This is a genomic window from Paraburkholderia sp. BR10923 (assembly GCF_040948765.1).
Lineage (GTDB): Bacteria > Pseudomonadota > Gammaproteobacteria > Burkholderiales > Burkholderiaceae > Paraburkholderia > Paraburkholderia youngii.
This window is the reverse complement of record NZ_JBFPKO010000004.1, coordinates 376,541-403,346: the sequence shown is the minus strand read 5'-3', so window position 1 is coordinate 403,346 and position 26,806 is coordinate 376,541. Positions and strand designations below refer to the sequence as shown.

Sequence of the window (26,806 nt, the reverse complement as noted above, 5' to 3'; positions counted from 1 at the left end):
ATCGGCCGGGCAGCCCAAGGAGACCAGTCCGATGTTGAAAAAGCTGTCGATTCGCACCAGCCTCACTCTGATGATCGTGTTCTTCGGCATCGTGCTGCTGCTCGGCGCGGCTGCGGGATTGTTGTCGCTGCGCTCGTCGAACGCGTCGCTGCAGCAGATGTACACGGTCGACACGCCCGCCGTCGCGGACCTCGAAGGCAGCTCCGGCCAGTTGCTGCGCCTGCGTCTGGCGCTTGCGACCTACGCGTCGCTCGTCGCGCTTAACGATCAGGACGGCGCGAGCGCGGTGCTCAAGCGCTTCGATCAGTACCGCAAAGCCTCCGACGAGCGGCTTGCCCACTATTTGAGCCATGCGGGCACGGATGCCGATGAGCAGCATCTGATCGCCGACATGCAGCAAAAGCGCGACGCGTTTCTGCGCGATGGCGTCGATCCGACGCTCGCCGCGCTGAAGTCGACCGACACCAACGCCTTCCAGCAATTGCAGGCGCATAAGCTGCCGTCGCTGTACAGCGCGTACGAGAAGGCCATGCTCGCGCTCGAGCAGTTGCAGCTCGATCATGGCGCACAGCGCTATCAGGATGCGCAGGAGCTGTTCTACGCGATCAGCACCGCGGTGGCGATCGGCATTGCGCTGTCGCTGGTCGGCGGCTTGCTCGCCCGCTTCGTGCTCGTGCGCGCGATCGTCGCGCCGGTCGATGCGACGATCGCGCAGTTCCAGCGCATCGCCAACGGCGACCTGAGCGGCCGGGTCGAAGTGCTCGGCGGCAACGAAATGGGTCGTCTCGCGGCCGCGCTGCGCAAGATGCAGGAGTCGCTGATCGCGACCGTCAACGCGGTTCGTCAAGGCACCGAATCGATCGATACCGGCGTCACCGAGATCGCAGCGGGCAATGCCGATCTGTCGCAACGTACCGAGGAGCAGGCCGCGGCGCTCGAGGAAACGGCCGCCAGCATCGAAGAGCTGACCTCGACGGTCAAGCAGACGGCCGACAACGCGAAGCAGGCGAGCACGCTCGCGCAGGGCGCCTCGACGCTGGCCGCGCAGGGCGGCGAGCTGACCGAGCAGGTGGTCGGCACGATGCACGGCATCGTCGACGATTCGCGGCGGATTGCCGATATCGTCGGTGTGATCGAGGGGATCGCGTTCCAGACCAACATCCTCGCGCTGAACGCCGCGGTCGAGGCGGCGCGCGCCGGCGAGCAGGGACGCGGCTTCGCGGTCGTCGCGAGCGAAGTGCGCTCGCTCGCCCAGCGCAGCGCGGCGGCGGCCAAGGAGATCAAGGGCTTGATCGATGCGTCGACCGCGCGCGTGGAGCAGGGCTCGCAGCTCGTCGAACGCTCGGGCACGACGATGAACGACATCGTCGGCGCGATCGCGCGCGTCAGTTCGATCATGAACGAAATCGCGGCGGCAGCGCTCGAACAGAGCACCGGCATCGATCAGGTCAATCGCGCGGTCGGTCAGATGGACGAGGTCACCCAGCAGAACGCGGCGCTCGTCGAGCAGGCGGCCGCGGCGGCGAGTTCGCTGGAAGATCAGGCACGGCGCCTGTCGGCGGCGGTGGCGGTGTTCCGGACCGGCAGCGAGTCGCGCGGCGGTGTTGCGGCGCCGGGCACGAAGCGCGCGGGCGGTGTCGGCGCGCGGAGCCTGGATAGCGAGTTTGTGGCGGCGTGACGCGAGCCGTTGCGCTGCGTCACCGCGCACCTTCCCACTACTGCATGGCCGCGTAATACCTCGACACGGCGTCCATTTCCTCGGGCGTCATCTGCCGCGCGACATGGCGCATCTGCTCGTTGATGTCGTTGTGCCGAGCGCCCGAAGCGAACGCTTGCAACTGCGCGGTCAGATAGGCCGCCGCCAGTCCGCCGAGCCACGGTGCCGCGCCTTTGCGGTCTAGCTGTCCATGACACGCCGCGCACGGCGCGATATTGCGTTGCGGATCGCCCTGCATCACGAGCCTGACAGCAATCGGATCGGGTCCTTCGCCGGCCCGGGTTTTCTCGGCCGCTGGAGCGAGTGGGAGCGACGCGTAGTAGGCGGCCAGATCGTGCAGATCCTGGTCGCTGCGTCCCGCGATGATCTCCTGCATCACCGCGCTTGGCCGCTGGCCGCTCTGAAAGTCGCGCAGTTCCTTGTAGATCGCGTCGGCGTACTGTCCGGCTAGCGGCGGCGCGGTGACCTGCACGGTAGCGAGCACGCCGTGGCACATCGAGCAGTGCTGATTAGCAAGCGTCGCGCCGCGGCCGATCGAATCCGCCAACGGGTGGTTCGCGCCCGAAGGCGGCAATACGACGACGTCGCTCGGCACCTGGCTCTTCTCGTTGCCGCTGTACCAGCTCGACGGCACGCCGGCGGCGCCGCAAATCCTCGCCCACAGGCTGAGGTCGCCGAATGCGCTGCTAGCCGACGGCAGCCATACGAAGCCGATCAGGATCGCGACCATCGCGATCGCAACCGTGCCGCCGACGCTCCACACGAACCACGGATTGCGCAAGGTGAACAGGCGTTCTTCATTCATCGCGGCGCTCCGACGACGACTGCCGGCACCGAAGTCTGCGGCAGTCTGAGCAACTGGACGATCGGGAAGCTGTAGTTGACGACCGTGAGCCCGATCATCAGCGCGACCCACAGGCCGAAGCTGTTGAGCGCGACCGGCACGCGCTCGACCGGGTGCGCCGCGACCGCGAAGCGGAACGCCGGCGGTTCTTCCACGGGGCCGAACTGCGATTTCGCGAGGATATAGACGAACTGCAGGCCGGACACCAGCAGGATCAGGCCGCCCACCGCCGACATGACGACCCACACGCCCTGCCCCTGCACGCCGGGCATCGCGTAGTCGTAATAGGCCATGCGGCGCGGCGCGCCGAGCAGGCCGACCCAATGCCACGGTATCGTGACCACCATCATGCCGATGAACCACAGCCACAATTGCGTACGCATCAGTTTCACCGACACGATCGCGCGGCCGGTCAGTTGCGGCCACAGTTCGTACGCAATCACGAAGTACATGATGACGATCGCGCCGCCGAAAATCAGGTGGAAGTGGCCGGTCACCCACTGCGTGTTGTGCACGGTCGAGTTCAGCTGATAGCTCATGTTGATGAGGCCGCCCGCGCCGCCGAAGCCGAGCATCACGAACGAGAACGCGACCGCCAGCATGATCGGGTTGCTCCACGGCAACGCGGTCAGCCAGCCGAGCGCGCCCCTGCCGCCGCGCAGCCGGCCGGCGATTTCCACCGACGCGCAGATCGTGAACACGGTCAGCAGCGTCGGCACCGACACCATGCCGGTGAACACCGCGTGCACGAACTTGAAGCCAGCGCCGACCTGCGGATCGACGAACAGGTGATGGATGCCGATCGGCATCGCGAACACGAGGAACAGGATGAACGACACCCGCGCCATCGAGTCGCTGTAGAGCCGTCCGCCGATCGAGCGTGGCACCAGCGTGTAGAACGCGATGTAAGCCGGAAACAGCCAGAAGTAGACGATCGCGTGCAGCGTCCACGAGAACAGCACGCGCGCGAGGCCGGCGTCGATCGTATGGGCGAAGCCTAGTGCGACCGGCAGGATCTGGAACAGGATCTCGAGCGCCGCGCCGACCGCGGTCCAGGCCCACAGGTACGCGCCCGCGACGTTCGCGAACATCGCGAGCGGCACGGGCTTGCCCGGGTTCGCACGCTTCCAGATGCGCAGGTTCACATGCATCAGCGCGACCCAGATCCACGAGCCGACCACTACGAGCACGACGCCGAGGTAGTAGAACGGACTGCCGACCATCGGCGGATAGAACGTGTAGAGCACCGAGGCGCGGCCGAGCGCGACCGGCACCATCGCCATCACCGCGCCGACCAGCAGCATGATGAGCGCGGCCCACGCCCATTTGAGGCCGACGAGGCGCTGCCCGAGCGAGAGTTCGACGATCGCGTAGCCGAAGGCCATCGCGACCAGCGTCGGCATCACGTAGGCCATCACGGTGCCGTGCGCGGTGACCGAACGGTAGTACAGCTCAGGATCGCCGATCCACGGCAACAGGGGACTGCGCACCAGCATCTGCCATGCGCCGAGGCATAGCGCGATCGCGAACGTGATGAAGGCGAGCCAGAAATGCGCGAGTACGAGTCGCTTAGCGTGGAACACAGCTCAGTCTCCGTGATTGTCGTGCCTGCTCGAAGAAGGCGGCTTTGTCGATCACCTTCACGTGCGCCCACATGGTCTGATGGCCGAAGCCGCAGAATTCGTGGCACGGCATCGCGTGATCGGCGGGATGGTCGAACTGCGTGTTCAGCGTCGCGACGTAGCCGGGCACGACCATCGTGTTGATGTTGGTGTCGGTGACGAGCAGGCCGTGCACGACGTCCGCGCTGGTGGTGCGGATCGTGATCGGCGTATCGGCGGGCACCAGCAGACATTGCGGCGTGAACGAGTACTGCTGCGCGACGAAGCGCACGATCACCGAGCCGTCCGGCTGCACCGCGCTGCCGAGGTTGTCTTCGGCGAATTCGCCGGATAGCTGCAGGCGCGACGGATCGATCGTCTCGACGCGCGACGGCGGCATCATCGACCAATGCACGCCCACGAACACGATCACGGCGAGCATCAGCACGATCAGCGCGACCGCGAAGATCGCCCAGCGCCGCTCGGCGCGCAATGCGACCGCGTGGCCGCTACCGGGTTGATGAGAGGAGTCGGTCGACATGGTCAGTGGATGATGCCGCGCGGCAGAAACGCGAAAAAGTAGAAGGCGAACCAGATCAGCATCACGATGACGGCGGCGACGCCGGCCAGCGCGATCGCGCCGCGCGGACCGGACGCGACGACGTGCTCGACTTCGTCGTCGGTCGGCGGAGCGGCGCTGGGCGGGTCGTTCGCTTTCATGTCGATGGTTCTCCTATGCGGCGCTTCGGTGTGACCCTTTCGGGACGGCAACTCAATGCAGCGGTGCCTTGCGCAGCTCGTTGACCTCGCGGGCCGTCACCGGCAGCCCGTGATTGCCCCACGCGGTGCGGATGAACGTGACGACGGCGGCCGCTTCGGCGTCGTTCAGCTCCTGGCCGAACGGCGGCATGCCGAACGGCTGCGGATTGCGTTTGGTGCCCGGCGGGAAACCGCCGTTCAGCACGATGCGGATCGGATTGACGGCCGAGTCCATTTCGATCGACTGGTTGCCCGCGAGCGGGGGGTAGTGCGGCAGCTGTCCTTCGCCGTTGTCGCCGTGGCAGATCGCGCACTTGTCCGCATAGATCTGCTTGCCGAGCGCGAACACCTTCGGGTTCGGCGTCGCGCTCGGACCGGTCTTGCGGCCGCCCTGGTCGGGCAGCGACTTCAGATAGACGGCCATCGCGCGGATGTCTTCCTCGCTCAGATGCTGCAGGCTGTGATAGGTGACCTCGGCCATCGGGCCGTAGACTGCGCCGCGATTGGAGATGCCCGCCTGCAGCAGATCGACGATGTCCTGGATGCTCCAGTCGCCGAGGCCGCCGTCCTTGTCCGAAGTGAGCGACGGCGCGTACCAGTTCTGCACCGGAATCAGCCCGCCCGCGAACTGCTCGCGCGGCGACGAACCGCCCAGCATGTTGATGCGCGTGTGGCACATCGTGCAGTGCCCGAGCCCCTCGACCAGATACGCGCCACGATTCCATTCGACCGATTTGGTCGGGTCGGGCTTGAACTCACCCTCGTGGAAATACAGCGTGCGCCAGCCGTACAGCAGATCGCGCTGATTGAACGGGAAGCGCAGCGTGTGCGGGTGATTCGGCTGACGCACCGGCTCGACGGTCTTCAGGAACGCGAAGATCGCGTCCGAGTCCTCGCGCGTGACCTTCGTGTACTGGGCGACCGGCATTGCCGGATAGATCGGCGCGCCGTCCGGCTTGCGGCCGGTGCGCATCATCTTGAAGAACGCTTCCTCGCTCCACGTGCCGATGCCGTACTGCGGGTCCGGCGTGATGTTCGGCGAGTACAGCGTGCCGAACGGCGTTTCCATCGCGAGCCCGCCGGCGAACAGCCGGCCCCGCGGCGCGGTGTGGCACGCGATGCAGTCGCCCGCGCGCGCGAGGTATTCGCCGCGTCTTACGATCTCAGGGCGAGTGTCGGGACTGGTTCCAGCCTTGGCAGTTGCTTCCGCGCCTTGGGGCGCGGCGGTCGCGGCATGCGCCGGCGTCGTGAGCGGTCCATGGACCAGCAACGCGAGCGCGAAGCTGCCGGTTGCAAGGACGCTAGCCATGCTTGCCGGGCGCAGCCAACCGGGCGGGCGGAGTGTCGGCTTCATTGCGGTTGGCTCCCGCAAGCGAGGGGCAGCCGCTCGGCGGATGCCGGTGCGGGCCGGGGATCGGCGGGACGCGGCTGGCGCGCGAGCCAGTTCGATACCGCGGCGATGTCGTTGTCGTTCAGCTTGAGCGCGATCGTGCGCATGCAGTCCGGCGCGAGCGCGTGGCGGGTGCCTGAGCGCCACGTACCCATCTGTCCGGCGATATAGCTCGCGTGCAAGCCGAGCAGGCCCGGAATGCCCGGCTGCGTGCCGGTCATGCGGGCGCCGTGACAGGCGATGCACGCCGGTATGCCGCGCGCCGGGTCGCCATGCGTCACGAGCTTTTCACCGGCGGCAAGCAGCTTCGGCGACAGGGCGGCGCGCTCGGATTCGGGATAGGGCGGCTGCAGGGCCGCGAAGTACTCGCTGATCTGGCGCAGGTAGTCGTCGGGCAGGAACGCGAGCAGATAGCCCATCGGCGGATAGGTGCGGCCGCCGTCGCGAAACGCGATCAGCTGGTTGAACAGGTACTCGGCCGGCTTGCCGGCGATGCGCGGGAAGTAGTCGTTTTTGCGTCCCTGGCCCTGCTCGCCGTGACACGACGTGCAAGCGCGTATGCGCTGGTCCATCGATGGCGGCATCGCGCCGGACGCGTCGGTGGCCGCTAACGCCGCGCCGCTCCATAGCGCTTGAAGCGCGCACAGCACGAACAGGACCGCAGAGCCGATAGTTTTGCGATACACACCGGGCCTCGTTTTGGAACGTTCTTATCGCTCGATTTATATACCCGGCGCGGGTGTGCGGATTGACTCATGAATCCGGAAACGGCGCATCTCGGGACTAGCTGCTTTTAATTGACTTGCTATTAACCGCTATTCGGAACGGGCTTGTTCGGGAACGCGAACTACAGAAGCGCCATGATGATGCAATTGTCCGGCCAAAACTTTGATCTGCGACAATGATCCGCGCTGGAATGCGCCTGGGACGGCGGCTTTCGGGCTCCAATGAGCGACGCGTGAGGCGCTGAAAAGCGCGTGATATCCAGTAGCAGCGTGCAACAATTTGCTGGATGCGTCAATAGAGAATACGAAGGTAAACGGGCGTTCCGATAATGCGGACCGGCTTGGATGTACGGCTTGGCGCGGTGGATTTGTTGCGCCTCGGCTTATCGATGTCAATGCATCAGGTTGATGCGATTAGCTGATGTCGATCCATAAATTTTGCTGTGAATTTTATTTGTGCCGGGGTCTGCGTCTCATTCGTGTGGTTTCACATTTTGCGCAAACGGCGGTGGCTTCATGCGAAGAGTCGCACGAGCGCATCACGTGCATTGCCGACCAGTTCGCTTTCGCCCGGACGCCGCGGCAACAGATGAAACTCGATGGCGGGCAGCGGCGGCAAGCCGATGTTCGCGGCGCACGCGACCACGCCGCCGCCGAGCGACGACTCGTTCAGACAGGAAATCCCCAGCCCCGCCTTCAAGGCGAGCTGCAGCCCCGCGACGCCCGACGCCGAATGCGACACCACGTACGCTACCTTGTGTTCGTCGAGCAGCTTGACGACGAAGCGCTGCAGCTGACAGGTCGTCGGCAGCAGCACTAGTTGATACGGTGTGGCGGGGCGGGTGGGGGCATCGGCGCAGCTGGCCCATAGCAGCTTTTCGCGCCGCACGACGATGCTCGCGGCACCGGCACCGCGTGCGCGCGGCTGGCCGATGACGAGCCGCGCCGACAAACCGATGTCGAACGTCGCGTGATCGTCCGCGCCGCTGTCGATCACCGCGCTCGGCAGCACCGTCACGTGCAGCTTCAGCCGCGGATGCTGTTCCGAAAACGTCTTGAGGATGCGTGCGATGTCGTGCGGGCGGTAGTAATCGGTGATTGCGATGCGCAGCTCGCCGTCGAGCGAGCGGCCTTGCAGGTCGTCGAAGGCCGCTTCGCTCATCGCGATGATGCGGCGCGCATGCTCGAGCAGACGCCCGCCAGCGGGCGTCGGGTTCACACCCTGGCGGCCGCGCACGAGGAGCGGCTGGCCGGCGCGCTCCTCGAGCTTTTTCAGCTGCTCGCTTACCGACGACTGTGACAGGAACACGCGCTCGGCGCCCGCCGACACTCCGCCCGATTCGGCGACGGCCACGAAGGTCCGCAACTGCGCAAGGTCGAAACCACGCTGACTCATGATTCGGTTTTTCCGATGGTGATGATCTGAATTTCCGGCTTTTCCGATGGAATGCCCAGCCGTAGCATACCCCCGAATACATGCGGAGGGTGTGATGGAAAACGGATCTATGACAGCGTCGCGCGGCACCGGCGAGCGCGGCGCGCGGCATCGCTGGAAGGTGCTGGGCGTGGGCTTTGCCGCGAATGCGAGCTTTTCAGCGGCATTTTCGGGAATTCCGACGACGGCAGTGTTCCTGCGCTCGGACTACCACCTCGGCAACCACGGGCTCGGCCTCGTGCTCGGCATGCTCGGGCTCGGCATTGCGATCAGCGAGTTGCCGTGGGGACTGCTGACCGACCGTTGGGGCGATCGTCGCGTGCTGCTGCTCGGCTTGCTGTCGACCGCGGCCGCGCTCGCCGGTCTCGCGCTGTTCGTGTCGCCGGGCGACGCGCGGGTGCCCGGCATCGTTCCGCTCGCGCTCGGGCTGCTGCTGGTCGGATTGCTGGGCGGCAGCGTCAACGGATCGAGCGGCCGAGCCGTGATGGCGTGGTTTCGCGAAGGCGAGCGCGGTCTCGCGATGAGCATCCGGCAAACCGCCGTGCCGGCGGGCGGTGGACTCGGCGCATTGGTGCTGCCGGTGCTCGCCTCGCACTTCGGTTTTGCGAGCGCTTATGCGGTGCTGGCGTTGGCATGCGCGCTCACCGCGTGGTTCGCGTGGCGCTGGCTTCACGAGCCCGCGCAGGTGATTGCGACGGCCGGCGCAGCGGCGGCCAGCGGGCGGGGCGCAGACGCTTCGAACGTCGGCGCGCCGCTGGCGATGCGTTCGCCACTGCGCGACATCGCAATCTGGCGCGTCGCGCTCGGCGCGGGCGCGCTGTGCGTGCCGCAGATTGCCGTGATCACGTTCGGCACGGTGTTCCTGCACGACTTCGGGCGTGCCGGCGTGTTCGCGATCAGCGTGATGATGGCCGCGGTGCAGACCGGCGCCGCGGTCGCGCGGGTCTGGAGCGGCGCGTGGACCGACCGGCGCGGCAACCGTCGTGCGTATATGCGGGCATGCAGTCTGTTGACCGCCGTGCTGTTCGTGCTGCTCGCGCTCGCGACCGGGCTCGTCGGCATGCATCGCGCCGGGACGGTCGCGCTGTTCGCGTTGATGATCGTGTTCGGCGGAGTTAGCGCGTCGGCGTGGCACGGCGTCGCGTTCACCGAACTCGCGTCGCTCGCCGGTACGCGCCGCGCGGGCACCGCGCTCGCGATGGGCAACACCTGCGTGTTCCTCACGCTGTTCGTGACGCCGCTCGCGATTCCGGCGCTGCTGTCCATCGGAGCATGGCCGCTGGTGTGGACCGTGGCGAGCGCGTGTGCGTTGCTCGCGTTGCCAGTGTTTCCGCGCGCCGCGTCGACGCGTGCGATGCGCGCGACGAGCGCTTGTGATGCGGCGTGAGAGATGATGTGAACAGCGCCCGCTTTGCGTTTCGGAATTGGTTTTGATTCGATTCGAATAACGCTGCGCATATTGCTCGGTAGAACTATAAATTATCCCAATCAGTCAACCGGATTAGGAACGCTCCGATTGTCGTGAATTTGCGAGGGTGATGAGATGGCTTTTCCGGCACGTCGCTTGATTGACGCGGCGAAGGTCGACGCCTGCCGCCTGCACAGCCACCCCCACACGCATTCTGACCATTCCGATAACGAGCGAGACTAATCGTGACAAATCTTCGAATCATTCTGGCGGACGATCATCCGTTCGTCCTGCTTGGCCTGAAATGGACGCTGGAGGCGCACGAAGGTCTGACTGTCGTCGGTCAGGCGCAGACGCCCACCGCGTTGATCGCGTTGCTGCAACACACACCGTGCGACGTGCTCGTCGTCGATCTTTCCATGCCGGAGCCCGCCGGCGAGATTGGCGACGGACTCGGCCTGATCCAGCGCATTCGTGGCGAGTGGCCGTCATTGCGCGTCGTCGTCGTGACCGGGCAGACGAATGCGGCGATGTTGCGCGTCGTCGCCGCCGATGCCGCAGTCAGCGTGGTCGGCAAAGCCGATTCGCTCGAGGAACTGCCGCGAGCCGTCTGCGACAGTGTGCGCGGCGCGCGCTACCTGGGCCGCTCGGTGGTCGAAACGCTCGAGCGTTCGCAGCCGGACAACGGTCGGTTCGTGTCGGCACTGCTGTTGTCGAAGCGGCAGACCGACATCGTGCGCAGACTCGTGAGCGGCGAGTCCATCGTGCAGATCGCGGCGGCGCTCGGCTGCCATCGCCGCACGGTGAGTCGGCAAAAGCGTGAAGCGATGGCGCGATTGGGCGTGACCGACGACCCCGAGCTCTTTTCCTGTGTGCGCGCCTGCGGCTCGCTCCTCCTCGAACCAGAAAACTAAGCATCGGGCACGCCGTCGTTCGGTCCATTTCAGAGCGCTCTGATGTTTGTCGCAAAAGAAATGCTCGACCATTGCGTGAGCGCCGGTCACACATAACAGGGTGTCGAGAAATGAAAGTATCGAGGAGCGCCAGAAGATGAACCTCATGGCTGCATCAGGCACGCCTGTTCGAACGATCATTGCGGACGATCATCCGCTGGTTCTGCTGGCTATAGAAAATCTGATTGGCAACTATCCCAACCTGAAGGTGGTTGGCCGTGCGGCGGATGTCGCCGAACTGTTGATCGAAGTCGATCGCTGTCCTTGCGATCTCGTGCTGATGGATCTTTGCATGCCAGGAGGGAACAACGAAAACCGGTTCGACATCGTCAGGCAGTTGAAGGCGCGCTATCCCAACGTGGCGCTCGTCATCCTGACAATGGAAACGGAAGCGGCGACGCTGCGCAAGGTGATGTCGCTGGGCGTGGATGGGCTGCTGAGCAAACGTGATCGTATCGATCTGATCCATGTGGCGCTGGTCATGGCGCTGGCGCGCGAGTGTTATGTCGGTCCGGCGGTGCGCGCCATGCTGGCCGACGTAACGCTGACGCAACGTCTCGACTTCGTGCGCGCCACCCTGTCTCGCCGCGAGTTCGAGGTATTTACGCAGTACGCGTCAGGGCTCTGCGTCACGGAAATCGCCCTGCGGTTGGGACGTAGTGTGAAGACGATCAGCGCGCAGAAGTGCATGGCCATGCGCAAGCTATCGCTGAATAGCGACGCCGAACTGTTTCGCTTCGCAGTCGAGTACGGAGTAGTGCCAGACCGGCTTGGTCAGGTCCGCTAACCGGGCGGCAACCTGCCGCGCATGGGCGCGGCGAATAGATCGGCATAACCGGGGAGACACATTTGGTGCGGTATGCCGATCGACACCATAAGAAAGTCACGGAACAGAATGACAAACAAGATTCACGTCGTCGTGGCGGACGATCACGACTCCATTCGCGCGGGCGTCCGATCGCTGCTGCGCGACAAGCCGAATATCGAGATTGTTGGCGAAGCTGCCGACACCCGTGGTCTCGCGAAGCTGCTCGAAGCCTGCGCGTGCGACGTCGTCGTGTCGGACATCGGCATGCCGGGGCTCGACGGAGATACCAGCGCGGTGCCGCTATTGCGTCGGCTGCTTCGGCGCACGCCGCATCCCCACGTGGTCGTGCTGACCATGATTGGGCGCGCGCATGTATTGGCCGGCTTGCGCAATATCGGCGTGACTGGAATCGTCGACAAGCGCGACGCCGTGGACGCATTGATCGACGCGATCGAAGCCGTTGCCGCCGGAGGCACCCATCTATCGGAACAGGTTCGTGCCGCACTGGCGGCCGCGGAGCCTACTTCGCCCCGGCGCGGCGGTGCGATGAGCGCACGCGAGTGGGAGGTGTTTCAACTTTATGTGCGAGGCCTCGCGGTGCACGAAATCGCCACGCGTCTGCGACGTAGCGACAAAACCATCAGCACGCAAAAACGCAGCGCGATGCGCAAGCTCGGACTGGAAACAGAAGCTGACCTGATCAACTACGCCACTCAGATTGGGCTGATATGAGGCGGCGGGATGGTCACATTTTCTTGCTTGCGACGGCTTTGATGTAGTCCTTATCAGACTTATCTGATTGGCATGGCTTGCGGGGGCCCCCAATAATCCTGGCCGCCGCCGGTCATTGCGCGCCTTGCGCCGCAACTGCCGCTATGGCTAGTTCGTGATCCGATTAGCAATGGATCAAGGGAATCCGGTGCAGACATCTTCGCGCGATCGCTCGGAGTCTGTGCCTCGTACTTGACGGATGGGGTAGAGATGGTTGCGCTAGGCAAGCGATTGTGGAGCGAGGGAGTGGGTACGGCCTGGCTCGTGTTCGTCGGCTGCGGCAGTACGGTGTTGGACACCACGGGCATATCGCAGGCTAGTGGCGCGCTGCAGATGTCGTTGGCGTTCGGGCTTGCACTCGCTACTGGCAGCTATGCGTTCGGCAAGATCTCCGGCGCGCATTTCAATCCTGCCGTCACCATCGGTCTGACCGTCGCGCAGCGCTTTCCGGTGCGTGATCTGTTGCCCTATATCGCTGCGCAAATCGGCGGCGCGATAGTCGCCGCGGCGCTTCTCGCCTACCTCGCTAGTGGGCGGCCAGGTTTCGAACTCGCCGCGAGTGAATTCGCGGCGAACGGTTTCGGCGCTCATTCGCCCGCTGACTATCCATTGCATTCGGCGCTCGTCGTGGAAGTCGTGCTGTCGTTCGTGTTTGTCGGGACCTGCCTGCTGGCCGTCGTTCGAAAAGAGTTGGCAACGGTTGCGCCGTTCATCACCGGCGCATGTCTGATGCTCGTCTACCTGGTGTCCATTCCGGTTACCAACGGAGCGGTCAATCCCGCCCGTTCGACAGCGCAGGCAGTGTTCGTCGGCAACTGGGCGCTGGACCAGTTGTGGCTGTTCTGGGCCGCGCCGTTGGCCGGCGCAATCGCGGCAGGCGTGCTGTTTTCGTTTCTGGACGGTCGAGTTGATTCGTCCGCGGTGTCATTGGACGGACAGGGTGACGTTTCGTGAGCGGGGGACGCTACTCACCACTTCCGATCGATGCGAGTTCTCAAGGCGAGGTGACGCTGAGGTTGGGGCTGCGGCGTTTGTTGCGGTGTCTGTGGCAGCGCTCGCCGCGCCACTCAATGATGCGTTGGCTGGCGTTATGTCTGCTGGCGGCTTCGCATGCGGTCTGCATGGCCGCGCCTGCCGGCGCTGCGTCAGAGTCACCCGTCATCTCCACAGTGGGAGCCGATGCTTCGGCTTCGTCACCCATTGCATTTCCTTCCAGACTGACCGTGGGCATACTCGAAGGTGGCTGGCCGCCGTTCGACATCCCGCGGGGTGGCCAGCTCGCCGGCGTCAGCGGCGACCTGTTGCGCGCGCTCGTGGGGCCGAACGTCGTCATCGAGACGAAGAGCTTTCCCGACATGGCCAAACTGGTCGCCGCGGCTTGCGCCGGCGAGGTCGACCTGCTGACGAGCATAGCGCGCACGCCGCAGCGCGAGCGCTGCCTCGGCTTTACGGCCCCCTACTTCCACTCGTTCGCGTCGGCCGTCGTGCGTCGCGACGATGCCCGGCATATGAAACCCACCGACCTCGCCGGCGCGCGTATTGCGATCGAGCGCGGTTTTGCGCGTGAGCGTTTGTTGCGCGCCGGTTTTCCTCGCGCGAAGATCGTCTCGTTCTCGAGCACGCACGAAGCACTGAACGCGGTACTGCATGGCGATGCCGACGCCTATTTCGGCTTCACGCCGGTCGTGCAATACGAACTGGCGACCGACGCGTATCGCAATCTGCGCGTAGCGTTCGAGCAAGGCGGCAAAGCGCTCGACCTGCGCTTTGCGGTATCGCCCCGCCAGCTTGCCTTGCGCGATCAACTGAACCGCGCGCTCGTGTCGATGAATCCCGCCGAGGCTGCCGCGATACGCGCGCTTTGGCTGTCCGGCAACTTCAACGCGGCGCCCGCGACGGGTGCAGCACGCTTCGCGCTAACGCCGGAAGAAGAGAACTGGCTGCGTTCGCTGCCGCCGCTGCAGATCGGCTTCGACGACGACTGGGCCCCGTTCACCTATGTTGACGCCGCCGGTCGCCCCGTCGGTCTGACCGCCGATTACCTCGCGTACCTGAGCAGCACGCTCGGTGTCGTGTTCAACCGCGCGCGCGCGGCCGACTGGGCCGCCACCATCGACGCGTTCCAGCGCGGCGAGCTCGCGATGCTGTCCTCTACATCGAGTCGCGGGGCGCTTCTCGTGGGCGCCGACCATAGCCGCGTATACGAGAGCGATCCGCTGGTGATCGTCGGACGCAGCGGCGTGCCCACTCCATGCTGGTTCGACGACATCACGTCGTGCCGCGTCGTAATGTCGCCGCACGTAGCCGGTTCGGTGCCGCTCGCGTTGGGGGCGGTGCCGGTCGATCACATCGTCGTCGCGGCGAGCCTGGGCGAGGCGATGCGCATGGTCGCGAGCGGCGAGGCCGACGTACTGGTCGGCAACGCTGCCGCGATCAACGTGCAAATCCGGCAGCATTACACAGGCGCACTCAGGGTGCTCGACTCGCTCGGTGAATCCGACTCGTTATATTTTGCTGTACGCGAGGATCTGAGCCCGCTCGTCAAGCTGATCGATCGCGCGTTGCAGGCGATGCCGGCAGCCGAAAAGCAACGCATCCGGCGCAAGTGGGTGAGCCCCGCCGCGCCGGACAACGCGATGTGGAGCGTGACCGCGGTGCGGTTGCTGCCGGTGCTGATCGGCATCGGCGTCGTGCTGCTGGTCACGTTGCGCGCGTATGTGCTGCTGCAACGCGAAGTCCGCCTGCGCAAGCAGACCGAGCGCGAACTCGCGCTGCAATTGAACTTCCAGGAAACGATGATGAAGACAGTGCCGTATCCGCTCATCGCGAAAGGCCTGGACGGACGGTACATCGCGATCAACGAGGCTTATGAGAAAGCGTGTGGGCTGGAGCGGAAGGACGTGCTCGGGCGTACGACGGCCGAGGTCGGCACATGGGGCGACGCAAACAGCCGCGTGCTCGACGACATGACGCTCGAGCTCCTGCGCGGCGGCGGCATCGCTAAAGTCGAACTGCAGTTCGAGGACGGTGCTGGCGAGGCGCGGCATGGGATTTTCTGGACGAGCGTCTGTGAAGGCGACGATGGGCAGCCGGCGTACGTGCTCGGCACGATGGTCGATATCACGGACATCCGGCGCGCCGAAATGCGCGCGCGCGAAACCGAACGGCGCCTGTTCGACGTCACGCACTCGTTGCCGGCCGTCGTGTTCCAGATGCGGCGCTCGCCGGCCGGTGCCTATTCCTTCCCGTACATCGGCGGTGACGCGCGACATCTGCTCGGCGACAGCGATTCGCAGGGCGGGGCGCGAGTCGACTTCCAGCGCATATCGGAGCTGGATCGGCCGCTCGTTCTCGCCGAGCTCGAGCGTTCTGCGATCTGTACCTCTCCGGTGCATATGGAGTTCCGCGTCGAAAGCGCCGGTCAACTCAAGTGGGTGCGGGCCGAGCTGGTGCCGCGGCGCGATGCCGATGGCGGTGTCCTGTGGAGCGGCTATTGGGTCGACGCGAGCGTCGAGCGCGCGCGTTCGGAGGAACTCGCGCGAGCTCGCGATCTGGCCGAGGCGGCCTCGCGCGCGAAGGACAACTTCTTCGCGATGATGAGCCACGAAATCCGCACCCCGATGAACGGCGTGCTCGGTCTCGTCGAAGTGCTCGAACGCACGCCCCTCAGTACCGACCAGAGCGAAATGCTCGGCATGATCCACGAGTCGGCGGGCGCGCTGCTGCAGATTCTCGATGATTTGCTCGACTATTCGAAGATCGAGGCGGGTCGGCTTACGCTCGAAGCCGAGCCGATCGATCTCCGCGAGCTCGTCGATAACGCGCTGGGCCTGCTCGCCGGGCGCGCTCACGAAAAAGGGCTGAAAGTGCGCGTCGACATCGCGAGCGACGCCGCTGCGACGCTCCGTGGCGACAGCGTGCGTCTGCGCCAGATCCTGTTCAACCTGCTCGGCAATGCGATCAAGTTCACGCCGAAGGGCGAGGTTGGTGTCAGCGTAGCGGTCGTCGAAGATTGCGCGGATTCGCAGACGTTGGAGCTGACCGTTCGGGACACCGGCATCGGCATCGCACCCGATGTGCAGGCGGGGCTATTCGAGCCGTTCGTGCAGGCTGAGTCGTCCACCACGCGGCGCTTCGGCGGCACGGGCCTGGGGCTGACGATCTGCCGCAAGCTGATCGACCTGATGAACGGCACGCTCACGCTGCATAGCGAACCCGGCCACGGCACGAGCATGATCGTGCGGCTGACGATGCCGATCGTCGAACAGTGCTATCCGATCAACGGTCTGCGCGGCAAACTCGGCGTAGTGGTCACGCGAGATCGACGCATCGGCCGGGCCCTCGCGCACTTCGGCAAGGCGCTCGGGCTCGAACTGCGCAGCCTCTCGGCCGATGCGGCGACGCTGGGCAAAAGCGACGTGCTGAGCCGCGCGGATCTGCTGTTCGTCGCCGAGGACGTCACGTTGCCGGCACATATCGGCAGGAATGCGCGCATCGTCACGCTGACCGAAAAACCGAAGCCGACCGGTTACCGCATCCTCGACGATAAGGTGCGCGTCAGCACCAATCCGATATCGTGGCGCGGCCTCGGCGCCGCGTGTGCGGCCGCGACGACGGGGCTGCCGTCGATGGCCCCGATGGCGTCGCGCGTGGTGGGCGCGCCGTTCACGACCGACGGCATCGCGCCGCCGCCTGATCGCGAACGCGCGCTCGCGAACGGGCGGCTGATTCTTGTCGCGGAAGATCATCCAGTCAATCAGGAGTTGATCCGTCATCAGCTCGCCTTGCTGGGGTTCGCGTGCGACGTCACCAACGACGGCGCCGAAGCGCTCGCCGCGCTGGAATGCACGAGCTATGGCTGCCTGATCACGGACTGCCACATGCCGAACCTGTCCGGCTATGAACTGACCCGTCGCATCCGCGAAGCGGAGGCACTGCACGACGGCGCGCAGCGTCTGCCGATACTCGGCATCACGGCCAATACCGCGCCCGATGACCTGAGTCTGTGCCGCGAAGCCGGCATGGACGACAGTCTGATCAAGCCGACCCGGCTCGCCACGCTGCGCGACCACCTGAGCCGCTGGTTTGGCACTGACGCCGAGTGGCCCCCCGCGCCGGCGGAAACTTCCGATCGCGTCTCGACTGCGTCGGCCGGCGAGCGGCAGGCCACACAACCTGTCGGTGCTGAACCGTTCGTGCCCGTCGACCTCGCACGCATGACGCAGTTATGGGGAAGCGAGTCGACGGTCAAGGCGTTGCTAGATTCATTCGTCTCGTCGATGCGCGACGACATCAACGCGCTGGCGACGTTACTCGAACGCGCGGACATGGAGAGGGTGCACGAGTGGCTGCACCGGGTGATGGGGGCGGCGAGCGTGTTGCAGTATCCGCCGCTCGTACAGGCGCTCGAAGCCTATCGCCGCGTCATTGCCGCGAAGTCGCCGCAGCAGGTGCGTGACGAGGGGTATGCGCTAATTCGGCAATGCGAGGCGATGCTCGATGGGATCGAACAGCAGGCCGGATTGCTCGCGTAGCGAGCGGCGCGCCGTAACTTCGCGCAAACACCCAGGCGATTCAAACGGCGGCAACCCAAATCAGGACGAAAAAAAACGCGGCCGAAGCCGCGTTAAAGGTTTGGAGACGTCCTTCGATGAAGGAGTCACTTCTCGCGAGTCGAAGCATACCAGGATTGACATCATTTATTTATTACGAAACGCGCAATTATATTTTCGATTAAATCGACTAAAGCCATTTCGCACTACGTCTTTGCAGGCCATCATTCCAGTCGACTCCATATGATTTGCACTAGTATGTGGAAACTCCGCACGGCCGACACGGCGCCGCGGCGGCGCGTCAATGTCCGGAGAAGACCATGATTTCGCAGCGAAAATTTAATCTGGCCGTAGTGTTGTGGGCGCTTGCATCGAGCGCTGCATTTGCGGATACGGTTGCGCTGAAGGCGAATCTCCAGCCGTCGAGCGAAGTGCCGCCGCGCGTAAGTCACGGGCATGGCATGCTGAATGCGACCTTCGACACGTCCACCCAATCGCTGCAGTGGACTGTTACTTACGAGGGCTTGAGCGGTCCGGTCACCGCCGCGCATTTCCACGGTCCCGCGCCGGTCGGCCAGAATGCGAAGGTCCAGGTGCCGATCGAGAAGAATGGGCTCGCGAGTCCGATCAAAGGCACGGCGAAGCTGACCGAGCAGCAGGTCACGGATCTGATGGCGGGGCAGTGGTACTTCAATGTACATACCGCGCAGAATCCGACGGGCGAAATTCGCGGGCAGGTGTTGCCGGCGAACTAGGCGGACTCGCGGCGGCTGGGCGCGCGTGCCGCGGCCAGGATCACAGTCACGCGCCTGGAACCCGCCAAACCACGGTCCCCTGCCAACCCACGTACCCTGACGGGACTTCAACGAAGGAGCATGTCCCGATGAGCTGGCAAAGCGCGCTCGCGTGCTGGTATTTGCGCAGGCAGTTCCGGCCCGAAACCCTCAAACCGTTTATCAACGTCGAACGGGCGCGCGCGCTGACCTCGAAGCGCGTGTGGTCGCCACGCGTGCCGCGCGGCTGGCATCTGCGCGAAACGTATCGCGCAGGCGACGCGCCGCTCGTCGGCGAATGGCTGGAGCGCGTGGACGGCGGCACGGCCGGCGGCGCGGAGCCCACGGTGCTGTATTGCCACGGCGGCGGCTACTACTTCTGCTCGCCGCGCACGCACCGGTCGCTAACGTTCGCTCTCGCGACCCGCGCGAATGCGCGACTCTTCTCCCTCGACTACCGTCTCGCGCCCGAGCATCGCTTTCCGGCCGCGCTCGACGACGCCATCGCCGCCTATCGCCAGTTGCTCGCGATGGGCATCGCACCCAGCTCGATCGTGATCGCCGGCGACTCGGCCGGCGGCGGTCTCGCGCTCGCCACGCTGGTCGCGCTGCGCGACGGGGGCGCGCCGATGCCTGCGGGCGGCCTGCTGTTCTCGCCGTGGACCGATCTGGCGACCACCGGCGCGAGCCTGCGCACCAACGACAGCGTCGATCCGATGTTCTGCGGCGCCTCGATCGAGCGCGCGGCCAAGGTCTATCTGGGCGACGCGTCGCCCACCCATCCGTACGCGTCGCCGGTCTATGCGGAGCTGCACGGTCTGCCGCCGCTGTTCCTGCAGGCGGGCAGCACCGAGGTGCTGCTCGACGACACGCGCCGCGTCGCCGACAACGCGCACGCGGCAGGAGTCGATTGCGAATGCGAGGTGTGGAAAAACCTGCCGCACGTGTGGCCGATGTTCGCGCCGTTCATGCCGGAGGCGAACCGAGCGCTCGATGGCGCGGCCGCCTTCGTGCGACGCACGACGAGCCGCGCCGCTAACAGGGCTCAGGCGTCGAGCGTGATGTCGAGCGTCCGATAGACGGCTTCGATCGTTTGCTGGCCATATCGCCGCTCGAGCCGCCGCACGGTGAAGTGCCCGTGCGCGACCTGCTGGAAATGATCGATAAACACGGTATTGACCATCGCGCCGAGCACCGCGCCGATCGCCGGAATCGATTTGGCCGCGATCTGCTCGCTGACCTGCACCGAAAAGCGCGCGGCGATCGCGTTGATGAGGCGCAACAGAGCCGCCGAGCCGTGGGCCGTGAAGCCCTTGCTGGCCACCTCGGACGACGCCTTCGACACCGCCTGCGCGAGTGCGCCGCGCATGAAGAAGTAGCCGAGGTCGGCGTCGTCGTCCTCGCTCGAGGTGCCGCCCATGCCGAGCACGGTCAGGCATTGCAGCTGCGTGTCGACCGAGGTCAGGTCCTCGCCCTCGCCGCGCGCGATGTCGCAGATCGAGCGAAACATCAGCGTGGTCGTGACGGGCAGCTCGACCGGCAGCGCGAGCAAGCCAAACGCGCCGCCGGCCGCACCGGTCGTCGCGACCGCGAACTTGTGCAGCAGGTTGTTCGGCTTGTCGGGTGCGAGCAGCCTGGCGTCGTCGCGCCGGCCGAGCGTGCGCAGCGCGATCGACAGACATTTGCGCAACGCGGCCTGCGTCGCATCGGACACTTTTTCGTTGGCGAACGCCGGAATGCGCGACAGCAGCTTTTCGATCGGCGCGCCGACGACGCTTGCGAGTTTCATTGCGAGCGCGGGGCTTTCGAGCTGATGTTTGGCGCGCCGCAGCGCGGCGAGGTCCTGCTCCGATAAGGATGGTGCTGCGAGCGAACTCGGCTGCATGAGCCTCCCTGGCATGTCATGGCGTGGGTACTCCAAGTGAGTCTACCGCGTTGCAAGACGTGTTCCGTCCCGCGTGGAGCGTTGCAGCGTGGTATGATTTGCAATCCTTTGACACGTCAACTTTTGCTGCATCAAAAATGGCTGTCCATACCGCCGCCCACCATTCGAGTGGGCAAGTTTTACCATTCCGCGAATCCCTGCTGGCCATGCTCGGCATCTCCTTCGTCACGATGCTGGTCGCGCTCGACCAGACCGTGGTCGGCACCGCGCTGCCCACCATCGTGTCCGAGCTCCGGGGCTTCGAGCTGTACGCGTGGGTCGCCACCTCGTATCTGCTGAGCTCGGTGATCACCGTGCCGATCTTCGGTCGGCTCGGCGATTACTACGGGCGCAAGCCGTTCGTGATCGCATCGATCGTCGTGTTTACCGGCGCCTCGGTGCTGTGCGGCGCGGCCAAAGACATGCTGTATCTCGTGCTCGCGCGCGGCTTGCAGGGCATTGGCGGCGGCATGCTGGTCGGCACCGCGTTCGCGTGCATTCCCGATCTGTTCCCCGATTCCGTCGTGCGGTTGCGCTGGCAGGTGCTGATGAGCTCGGCGTTCGGCATTGCCAATGCAGTCGGGCCGTCGCTCGGCGGTTTTCTGACGCAGTACTACGGCTGGCGTTCGGTGTTCTACGTGAATCTGCCGGTCGGGCTGCTGTCGCTGTTTTTCGTCTGGCGTTTCCTGCCGCATCTGCGGCACGTCGAGCATGAAGGCAAGATGCGGCTCGACTGGCCCGGCGCGCTGTTGATCGCGATCGCGCTCGGCTCGCTGCAACTGTTCGTCGAGTTGTTGCCGAAGCATGGCATCACCCTGAGCGCGTTCGCGCTGCTCGGGCTGAGCGTCGTGTCGGCCATCGCGTTGTGGAAGTGGGAAAAGCGTTGCCCTACCGCGATTCTGCCCGTCGACATGTTCCGCAACCGTAGTCTTGCCGCGCTGTTCACACTGGCCGTGCTCGGCGGCTTCACGATGTTCTCGCTGCTGTTCTACGCACCGCTGCTGTTCCAGGGCGGCTTCGGCATGTCGCCGAAAGAGGCGGGCCTCGTGATCACGCCGCTCGTCGTGTTCATCACGATCGGCAGCATCACGAACGGGCGCGTCGTGTTGCGGATCCGGAATCCGAACCTGATGCTGTACATCGGCTTTGCGATGGTCGCGCTGTCATGCCTTGGCATCGTCGTCGCGACCCGTTCGATGCAGCAATGGGTGCTGATGTCGTTCATGGTCGTCGGCGGCCTCGGGCTCGGTTTCGTGATGCCGAACCTGACGATCTTCGCGCAGCAGACCGCGGGCCGCGAACACCTCGGCATCGCGACCGCGCTGCTGCAGTCGCTGCGGATGATCGGCGGCATGATCGGCACCGCGCTGACCGGCACGCTCGTGACTCATATGTACACGAGCGGCGTGCGCAGTGCGCTCGACGGCGCGGGCGCGTCGCACTGGTTCGGCGATCTGGGCGATCCCCAGATCCTGATCAACCGCGATGCGCAGACTACGCTCGTCAACCAGCTGACGCACGCGGGCCACGACGGCGCGATGCTGCTCGAAAGCGCGCGCGAGTCGCTGGTCGGCGCGATTCATCTGGGTCTCGCGATGGCCGCGCTGATAGCCGTCGTGTCGGTGTGGCAAAGCCGCCGCGTGCCGCCGGTCAAGCTGCAGCGCAAGCTCGAGCCGGTGATTCACGCAGACTGATTTTTTGACTTGGTGTTGGACAGGCAGATTATGGAAGAACAGGACCGCGTCGCCGTCATGCAGCAATTTGGCCGCACGTATCGGGCATTCATGTCGGCATTCGAGACCCAGGTGGGTCATCCGCTGCCACGCTGGCGCATTCTGCTCGCGCTGCACGAGCAGGCCGGCGAGTCGTCGCAGAAGCGGCTCGTCGAGCGGCTACGCGTCGATCCGGGCGCGCTGACGCGGCAGTTGAAGGCGCTCGAAAGTCTGGGCTGGATCGCCCGCAGCATGGATGCGCGCGATAACCGCGTGACCAACGTGCGCCTGACTGAAGCAGGTCGCGACGCGACCGAAGCGAGCCTGCCGCGTCGCCAGGCGTTCTTGCACGACACGATGGCAGGGTTGCCGGATGAGGCGCTCGCGGCGTTGTCGAGCGCGCTGAAAATGCTGGAGACGCGCATCGGCGAAGTGGCGGCCAATGCGAGCGCAGCGGCCGGCGCCGCCGCGGCAGCCCAGGAGGCCGCCGGCGACGAGGCGGCCCAACGCGTGTGATCTTTTCTCCGCTTGCGACGACAAAAAGGCTGTGCGCCCTTGGGCTCACAGCCTTTTTTCTATCGTCGGAAAGCCCGCGCTTCAGCGCGGCGCAATCCACTCCAATCCAATCAGAAAAACGTCTCGATCACTTCCTTCACGCGATACTGCGGATCGAGGACCAGCACCTGCTTCCACTTGTCGAACGTCAGGCACGGATGCGAGATGTCGAACGCGATCATGTCGCCCACTTTCAGATCGGCGCCGGCGGGAATGCGCAGATACGCGTGCTGATCCATCAGACCGAAGATTTCCCAGCCTTCGCTCGCGGCGATGTCGCGCGGCGCCTCGTTGCCCGGACGATAGTGGCGCGCCGGCTCCGGCATGCCCGCGTCGAACGCGGAGTCGCGTTTGCCGAGGCCGATGATCGCGCGATCCGGCTCGGGAATCGACTGCACGTACGCCCACAATTGCAGCGCCGGCAGCAAGCCTTCGCCCATTTTCTTCGCGACCGGATTGCGCTTGAAGATGTCGGTCTGCGCCTTGCGATAGATGCCGACGTCATGCGTCAGGTAGCAGCCGGGCCGCAGCACGACCTCGACCTTGCCGGTTTGTGTCGCCTGCGCGAATTCTTCGGCGACCACGTCGTACCACGCCGATCCTGCGCCGGACAACACCGCCGGCGAACGCGCGAAACGTCCTTGCTCGACGAGCTCGCGCGTAACTGCAACCGCACCTTGCAGGAACGCGCGCACTTCGGCTTCTTCCTTCAGCACGCCTTCGTACAGTTCGACGCCCGCGAGTTTCAGCACGTCCGGATAGCGCGCGATCGCGTCCAGCACCGCGTTGCGCTGCGCTTCATCGCGCACGCCGGTGCGCCCGCCCGGCACGCCGAGTTCGAGCAGTACCTGGAGCGGCTTCTTCACCGACGTGAAGAATTCGCCGAGTTGCTCGACACCTTCGGCCGAATCGACGAGGCAGAAGAATTCGAAATCCGGATCGCTGAGTAGCTCGGCGATCATCATCATGTTGTGGCGGCCGACCAGCTGATTCGCCATCAGGACGCGCGACACGCCGCCGTGATACGCCGCGCGCACCTGATGGGCGGTGGCTAGCGTGATACCCCACGCGCCGGTTTCGAGCTGACGGCGAAACAGCTGCGGCGCCATCGTGGTCTTACCGTGCGGCGCGAGCTTGACGCCGTATTCGGCGACGAACGCCTGCATCCACTTCAGGTTGTGCTCGACGCGATCCTCGTACAGCACGGCGGCCGGCAGGCTCACGTCCTCGGCGAGCAGGTTCCACTCGAGGCGCGCGGCGTCCTTCAGCTGGACGCTCGTGCCCGGAACCATGCCCAAGCCCTTGCTATAAGGATCAATCGTCGCGCCCTGATAGTTTGTAACTTTCATGTCTCCGTGCTCCATCGTCCGGTTAAATTCAATCAGATTTGACTTTACCATGTTACCGAAAGTACGATGTCCGGAGAAATGTTATTTAGTACCACGGGTTTCGAAGGCCGCCGCAAAGGGCCGCGAAAGCCGTGCCGCGAAGCCGCCCGCCATGAACAGTAGCGCCGAACCGCTCGCTTTCGACATCGTCGCGCGCATCGCCGAATGTGCGCCGGAACTGCGCTCGGCCGAACGCAAGGTCGCCGCGCTGATCCTCGACGATCTGACCGGCGCGTCGCGCGCGAGCATCGGCGCGCTCGCGCAGCAGGCCGAGGTCAGCATCGCGACCGTCACGCGCTTCGCGAAGGCGGTTGGCTGCCGCGACGTGCGCGAGCTGAAGCTGCGGCTCGCGCAGGCGGCCGCGGTCGGTCAGCGTTTTCTCGAGCGCGACGCAACAAGTGACGCACCCGAGCCGATCGCCACGCGCGTCTTCGACGAACTGCAAACCGCGCTCGCGCACAATCATCAACTGCTGCGCCAGGCGCCGCTCGCCGAAGCGGCGGCCGCGCTGCGCAATGCGCGCATGATTTACGTGTTCGGCATGGGCGGCGGCTCGACCGCGCTCGCCGACGAAATGCGTTTCAGGCTCGTGCGCCTCGGCCGCCCGGTCGCGACCTATCAGGACGGACTGTTGCAGCGCATGGTGGCGAGCACGGTGTCGCGCGACTGCGTGGTGATCGCGCTGTCCACCACGGGTCGCGTGCCCGAGATGGTCGAGAACTGCAAGATCGCGCGCAGCTACGGCGCGACCGTGGTCGCGGTGACCGCGCCCACGTCGCCACTGGCGAAGCTCGCCGACTGGCTGATCCCGATCGTCGCGTTCGAAACCGATTTCATTTACAAGCCGTCGTCTTCCCGTTACGCGATGATGATGGCGCTCGATGTGCTCGTCACCGAACTTGCCGTCAGCCAGGGCGACGAGAGCCGCGAATTGCTGCGCCGCATGAAGCACGCGCTCGACGCGCACCGCGGCGGCGGCGATCGACAACCGTTAGGAGATTGATCCATGCATTCGCATCCCGAAGCCGCCGACACGCTGATCGTCGGCGCGCAACTGTATGACGGCACGGGCGCCCCGCCCGTAGAGCGCGATGTGGCGATCCGCGACGGGCGCATCGCCGCGATCGGCAATCTGTCGAACTGGCTCGCCGAAGAGGTGATCGAGGCCGAGGGGCGCGCGCTCGCGCCGGGCTTCATCGACGTGCACACGCACGACGACACGCACGTGATCCGCTCGCCGCAGATGCTGCCGAAGATCACCCAGGGCGTGACGACGGTGATCGTCGGCAATTGCGGCATCAGCGCGTCGCCGGTGTCGCTGAAGGGCGATCCGCCCGATCCGATGAACCTGCTCGGCGAGCGCGATGCGTTCCAGTACCCGACCTTCGCCGACTACGTGAGCGCGGTGAACGCCGCGCGGCCGGCGGTGAACGTCGGCGCGCTGATCGGCCACACGGCGTTGCGCAATAACCAGATGGACCGGCTCGATCGCGCGGCGACTGCCGAGGAAATCGAGCGCATGTGCGCGCAGCTCGAGGAAGCGCTCGCGCACGGCGCACTGGGCTTGAGCTCGGGGCTCGCGTACGGTTCGGCGTTCGCCGCGCCGACCGAGGAAGTGATGGCGCTCGCCGAGCCGCTCGCCGCCGCGGGCGCGCTCTATACGACCCACATGCGCACCGAGTTCGACGCGATTCTCGACGCGATGGACGAGGCTTACCGCGTCGGCCGGCATGCGCGCGTGCCGGTCGTGATCTCGCATCTGAAGTGCGCGGGGCCGTCGAACTGGGGACGCAGCGTCGAAGTGCTGAAGTCGCTCGAAGGCGCGCGCGGCGGGCAGCCGGTCGGTTGCGACTGCTATCCGTACAACCGCAGCTCGTCGACGCTCGATCTTAAGCAGGTGACGGGCGACATCGACATCACGATCACGTGGTCCGAGCCGCATCCGGAGATGGCCGGCAAGCTGATCAGCGAAGTCGCGGCGGAGTGGGGCGTCTCGCAGCAGGAAGCGGGCAAGCGCCTGCAGCCGGCGGGCGCGGTCTATCACAACATGTCCGAAGACGACGTGCGGCGCATCCTGTCGCATCCGGCGACGATGGTCGGCTCGGACGGCCTGCCGAACGATCCGCTGCCGCATCCGCGGCTGTGGGGCGCGTTTCCGCGCGTGCTCGGCCACTATGCGCGTGATGCCGCGCTGCTGCCGCTCGAAGAGGCGGTGCGCAAAATGACGAGCCTGTCCGCGCGCCGCTTCGGTCTCGCGCAGCGCGGCGAAGTGCACATCGGCTATCACGCCGACCTCGTGCTGTTCGATCCGTCGAAAGTGCTCGACCTGGCGACTTTCGACAAGCCGCAGCAGCCCGCTGCCGGCATCGACGCGGTGTGGGTCAACGGCGTGCTGTCGTATCGCGACGGCGCGGTGACGGGCGAGAGGGCTGGCCGGTTCGTCACGCGCGGCGCACCGTCGAAGGGCGATGCGCAGGGCGCGTTCTGATTT

Annotated in this window: 23 protein-coding genes; 13 read left to right on the top strand and 10 right to left on the bottom strand. The window is 65.3% G+C overall.

Annotated elements, in window-relative coordinates:
* Positions 1–31: 31 nt before the first annotated feature.
* Positions 32–1,678, top strand: coding sequence for a methyl-accepting chemotaxis protein (locus AB3X94_RS10315; RefSeq protein ID WP_368611455.1), 1,647 nt, complete (start codon positions 32–34; stop codon positions 1,676–1,678).
* A 37-nt stretch (positions 1,679–1,715) separates the two neighbouring features.
* Here the strand turns inward: AB3X94_RS10315 and AB3X94_RS10310 are convergent, their stop codons facing one another.
* The 7 genes from AB3X94_RS10310 to AB3X94_RS10280 all read right to left on the bottom strand — a co-directional run bounded on the left by AB3X94_RS10310 (position 1,716) and on the right by AB3X94_RS10280 (position 8,432).
* Positions 1,716–2,522, bottom strand: a complete 807-nt coding sequence (locus AB3X94_RS10310; RefSeq protein ID WP_368611454.1) for a cytochrome c — start codon at positions 2,520–2,522, stop codon at positions 1,716–1,718.
* Positions 2,519–4,144, bottom strand: coding sequence for a b(o/a)3-type cytochrome-c oxidase subunit 1 (locus tag AB3X94_RS10305; RefSeq protein ID WP_176109600.1), 1,626 nt, complete (start codon positions 4,142–4,144; stop codon positions 2,519–2,521). Before AB3X94_RS10305 ends, AB3X94_RS10310 begins: the two co-directional genes overlap by 4 nt.
* The gene (locus AB3X94_RS10300; RefSeq protein ID WP_176109599.1) at positions 4,131–4,703 is read right to left on the bottom strand and encodes a cytochrome C oxidase subunit II; all 573 of its coding nucleotides are present in this window, start codon (positions 4,701–4,703) and stop codon (positions 4,131–4,133) included. The genes AB3X94_RS10305 and AB3X94_RS10300 overlap by 14 nt, the downstream gene beginning before the upstream one ends.
* Positions 4,704–4,705: 2 nt before the next feature.
* Entirely contained in the window at positions 4,706–4,882 is a 177-nt protein-coding gene (locus AB3X94_RS10295; protein WP_368584449.1) for a hypothetical protein, read from the bottom strand.
* Positions 4,883–4,934: 52 nt separating this feature from the next.
* A complete protein-coding gene (locus AB3X94_RS10290; RefSeq protein ID WP_176109597.1) occupies positions 4,935–6,275 on the bottom strand; it encodes a cytochrome c in 1,341 nt (446 codons plus the stop codon).
* On the bottom strand, positions 6,272–6,997 hold the full coding sequence (locus AB3X94_RS10285) for a c-type cytochrome (RefSeq protein ID WP_176109596.1): 726 nt from the start codon (positions 6,995–6,997) through the stop codon (positions 6,272–6,274). The genes AB3X94_RS10290 and AB3X94_RS10285 overlap by 4 nt, the downstream gene beginning before the upstream one ends.
* Before the next feature lie 553 nt (positions 6,998–7,550).
* A complete protein-coding gene (locus AB3X94_RS10280) occupies positions 7,551–8,432 on the bottom strand; it encodes a LysR family transcriptional regulator (protein WP_368611453.1) in 882 nt (293 codons plus the stop codon).
* A gap of 94 nt (positions 8,433–8,526) precedes the next feature.
* On the opposite strand from AB3X94_RS10280, the gene AB3X94_RS10275 reads away from it, so the two are divergent.
* The 5 genes from AB3X94_RS10275 to aqpZ all read left to right on the top strand — a co-directional run bounded on the left by AB3X94_RS10275 (position 8,527) and on the right by aqpZ (position 13,365).
* On the top strand, positions 8,527–9,858 hold the full coding sequence (locus tag AB3X94_RS10275) for an MFS transporter (protein WP_368611452.1): 1,332 nt from the start codon (positions 8,527–8,529) through the stop codon (positions 9,856–9,858).
* Positions 9,859–10,124: 266 nt separating this feature from the next.
* On the top strand, positions 10,125–10,793 hold the full coding sequence (locus tag AB3X94_RS10270; RefSeq protein ID WP_176109593.1) for a response regulator transcription factor: 669 nt from the start codon (positions 10,125–10,127) through the stop codon (positions 10,791–10,793).
* Positions 10,794–10,929: 136 nt separating this feature from the next.
* Entirely contained in the window at positions 10,930–11,619 is a 690-nt protein-coding gene (locus tag AB3X94_RS10265; RefSeq protein ID WP_176109592.1) for a response regulator transcription factor, read from the top strand.
* A 108-nt stretch (positions 11,620–11,727) separates the two neighbouring features.
* The gene (locus AB3X94_RS10260; RefSeq protein WP_176109591.1) at positions 11,728–12,372 is read left to right on the top strand and encodes a response regulator transcription factor; all 645 of its coding nucleotides are present in this window, start codon (positions 11,728–11,730) and stop codon (positions 12,370–12,372) included.
* Positions 12,373–12,621: 249 nt separating this feature from the next.
* Positions 12,622–13,365, top strand: a complete 744-nt coding sequence (gene aqpZ / locus AB3X94_RS10255) for an aquaporin Z (protein ID WP_176109590.1) — start codon at positions 12,622–12,624, stop codon at positions 13,363–13,365.
* Between the two features lie 40 nt (positions 13,366–13,405).
* Here aqpZ and AB3X94_RS10250 read toward each other — a convergent pair whose 3' ends face one another.
* Positions 13,406–13,612, bottom strand: a complete 207-nt coding sequence (locus AB3X94_RS10250) for a hypothetical protein (protein WP_368611451.1) — start codon at positions 13,610–13,612, stop codon at positions 13,406–13,408.
* Between AB3X94_RS10250 and AB3X94_RS10245 the strand changes: the two genes are divergently transcribed.
* The 3 genes from AB3X94_RS10245 to AB3X94_RS10235 all read left to right on the top strand — a co-directional run bounded on the left by AB3X94_RS10245 (position 13,533) and on the right by AB3X94_RS10235 (position 19,815).
* The gene (locus AB3X94_RS10245) at positions 13,533–17,945 is read left to right on the top strand and encodes a transporter substrate-binding domain-containing protein (protein ID WP_368611450.1); all 4,413 of its coding nucleotides are present in this window, start codon (positions 13,533–13,535) and stop codon (positions 17,943–17,945) included. The genes AB3X94_RS10250 and AB3X94_RS10245 overlap by 80 nt on opposite strands.
* A gap of 338 nt (positions 17,946–18,283) precedes the next feature.
* Positions 18,284–18,718 carry a CHRD domain-containing protein gene (locus AB3X94_RS10240; RefSeq protein WP_176109589.1) on the top strand — a complete coding sequence of 145 codons (435 nt, stop codon included), beginning with the start codon at positions 18,284–18,286 and terminating at the stop codon, positions 18,716–18,718.
* A gap of 128 nt (positions 18,719–18,846) precedes the next feature.
* A complete protein-coding gene (locus AB3X94_RS10235; protein ID WP_368611449.1) occupies positions 18,847–19,815 on the top strand; it encodes an alpha/beta hydrolase in 969 nt (322 codons plus the stop codon).
* Here AB3X94_RS10235 and AB3X94_RS10230 read toward each other — a convergent pair.
* The gene (locus tag AB3X94_RS10230) at positions 19,782–20,621 is read right to left on the bottom strand and encodes an EcsC family protein (RefSeq protein ID WP_368611448.1); all 840 of its coding nucleotides are present in this window, start codon (positions 20,619–20,621) and stop codon (positions 19,782–19,784) included. The genes AB3X94_RS10235 and AB3X94_RS10230 overlap by 34 nt on opposite strands.
* 137 nt (positions 20,622–20,758) lie before the next feature.
* Here AB3X94_RS10230 and AB3X94_RS10225 point away from each other — a divergent pair, with 137 nt between their 5' ends.
* Together AB3X94_RS10225 and AB3X94_RS10220 are read left to right on the top strand one after the other, a co-directional pair.
* Entirely contained in the window at positions 20,759–22,354 is a 1,596-nt protein-coding gene (locus AB3X94_RS10225; protein ID WP_368611447.1) for an MFS transporter, read from the top strand.
* Between the two features lie 30 nt (positions 22,355–22,384).
* The gene (locus AB3X94_RS10220; RefSeq protein ID WP_368588514.1) at positions 22,385–22,888 is read left to right on the top strand and encodes a MarR family winged helix-turn-helix transcriptional regulator; all 504 of its coding nucleotides are present in this window, start codon (positions 22,385–22,387) and stop codon (positions 22,886–22,888) included.
* A gap of 110 nt (positions 22,889–22,998) precedes the next feature.
* Here AB3X94_RS10220 and AB3X94_RS10215 read toward each other — a convergent pair whose 3' ends face one another.
* Positions 22,999–24,276: an amino acid deaminase gene (locus AB3X94_RS10215; protein WP_176125032.1), complete on the bottom strand. Its 1,278-nt coding sequence runs from the start codon at positions 24,274–24,276 to the stop codon at positions 22,999–23,001.
* A gap of 151 nt (positions 24,277–24,427) precedes the next feature.
* Here AB3X94_RS10215 and AB3X94_RS10210 point away from each other — a divergent pair, with 151 nt between their 5' ends.
* Both AB3X94_RS10210 and AB3X94_RS10205 read left to right on the top strand, forming a co-directional pair.
* Positions 24,428–25,318, top strand: a complete 891-nt coding sequence (locus AB3X94_RS10210; RefSeq protein WP_176110649.1) for a MurR/RpiR family transcriptional regulator — start codon at positions 24,428–24,430, stop codon at positions 25,316–25,318.
* A 3-nt stretch (positions 25,319–25,321) separates the two neighbouring features.
* Complete coding sequence (locus AB3X94_RS10205) at positions 25,322–26,803, top strand: amidohydrolase family protein (RefSeq protein ID WP_184226038.1); 1,482 nt, start codon at positions 25,322–25,324, stop codon at positions 26,801–26,803.
* Positions 26,804–26,806 lie beyond the last annotated feature (3 nt).

Bases quoted from the DNA above. Each gene is read 5' to 3' on its own strand.
- AB3X94_RS10275 (WP_368611452.1), top strand. From the start codon at position 8,527: ATGGAAAACGGATCTATGACAGCGTCGCGCGGCACCGGCGAGCGCGGC.
- AB3X94_RS10250 (WP_368611451.1), bottom strand. From the start codon at position 13,612: ATGGGTGACGAAGCCGAAGCATCGGCTCCCACTGTGGAGATGACGGGT.
- AB3X94_RS10260 (WP_176109591.1), top strand. From the start codon at position 11,728: ATGACAAACAAGATTCACGTCGTCGTGGCGGACGATCACGACTCCATT.
- AB3X94_RS10265 (WP_176109592.1), top strand. From the start codon at position 10,930: ATGAACCTCATGGCTGCATCAGGCACGCCTGTTCGAACGATCATTGCG.
- AB3X94_RS10240 (WP_176109589.1), top strand. From the start codon at position 18,284: ATGATTTCGCAGCGAAAATTTAATCTGGCCGTAGTGTTGTGGGCGCTT.
- AB3X94_RS10315 (WP_368611455.1), top strand. From the start codon at position 32: ATGTTGAAAAAGCTGTCGATTCGCACCAGCCTCACTCTGATGATCGTG.
- AB3X94_RS10225 (WP_368611447.1), top strand. From the start codon at position 20,759: ATGGCTGTCCATACCGCCGCCCACCATTCGAGTGGGCAAGTTTTACCA.
- AB3X94_RS10205 (WP_184226038.1), top strand. From the start codon at position 25,322: ATGCATTCGCATCCCGAAGCCGCCGACACGCTGATCGTCGGCGCGCAA.
- AB3X94_RS10215 (WP_176125032.1), bottom strand. From the start codon at position 24,276: ATGAAAGTTACAAACTATCAGGGCGCGACGATTGATCCTTATAGCAAG.
- AB3X94_RS10210 (WP_176110649.1), top strand. From the start codon at position 24,428: ATGAACAGTAGCGCCGAACCGCTCGCTTTCGACATCGTCGCGCGCATC.
- AB3X94_RS10295 (WP_368584449.1), bottom strand. From the start codon at position 4,882: ATGAAAGCGAACGACCCGCCCAGCGCCGCTCCGCCGACCGACGACGAA.
- AB3X94_RS10230 (WP_368611448.1), bottom strand. From the start codon at position 20,621: ATGCAGCCGAGTTCGCTCGCAGCACCATCCTTATCGGAGCAGGACCTC.
- AB3X94_RS10290 (WP_176109597.1), bottom strand. From the start codon at position 6,275: ATGAAGCCGACACTCCGCCCGCCCGGTTGGCTGCGCCCGGCAAGCATG.
- AB3X94_RS10280 (WP_368611453.1), bottom strand. From the start codon at position 8,432: ATGAGTCAGCGTGGTTTCGACCTTGCGCAGTTGCGGACCTTCGTGGCC.
- AB3X94_RS10300 (WP_176109599.1), bottom strand. From the start codon at position 4,703: ATGTCGACCGACTCCTCTCATCAACCCGGTAGCGGCCACGCGGTCGCA.
- AB3X94_RS10245 (WP_368611450.1), top strand. From the start codon at position 13,533: ATGGCCGCGCCTGCCGGCGCTGCGTCAGAGTCACCCGTCATCTCCACA.
- AB3X94_RS10310 (WP_368611454.1), bottom strand. From the start codon at position 2,522: ATGAATGAAGAACGCCTGTTCACCTTGCGCAATCCGTGGTTCGTGTGG.
- AB3X94_RS10235 (WP_368611449.1), top strand. From the start codon at position 18,847: ATGAGCTGGCAAAGCGCGCTCGCGTGCTGGTATTTGCGCAGGCAGTTC.
- aqpZ (WP_176109590.1), top strand. From the start codon at position 12,622: ATGGTTGCGCTAGGCAAGCGATTGTGGAGCGAGGGAGTGGGTACGGCC.
- AB3X94_RS10220 (WP_368588514.1), top strand. From the start codon at position 22,385: ATGGAAGAACAGGACCGCGTCGCCGTCATGCAGCAATTTGGCCGCACG.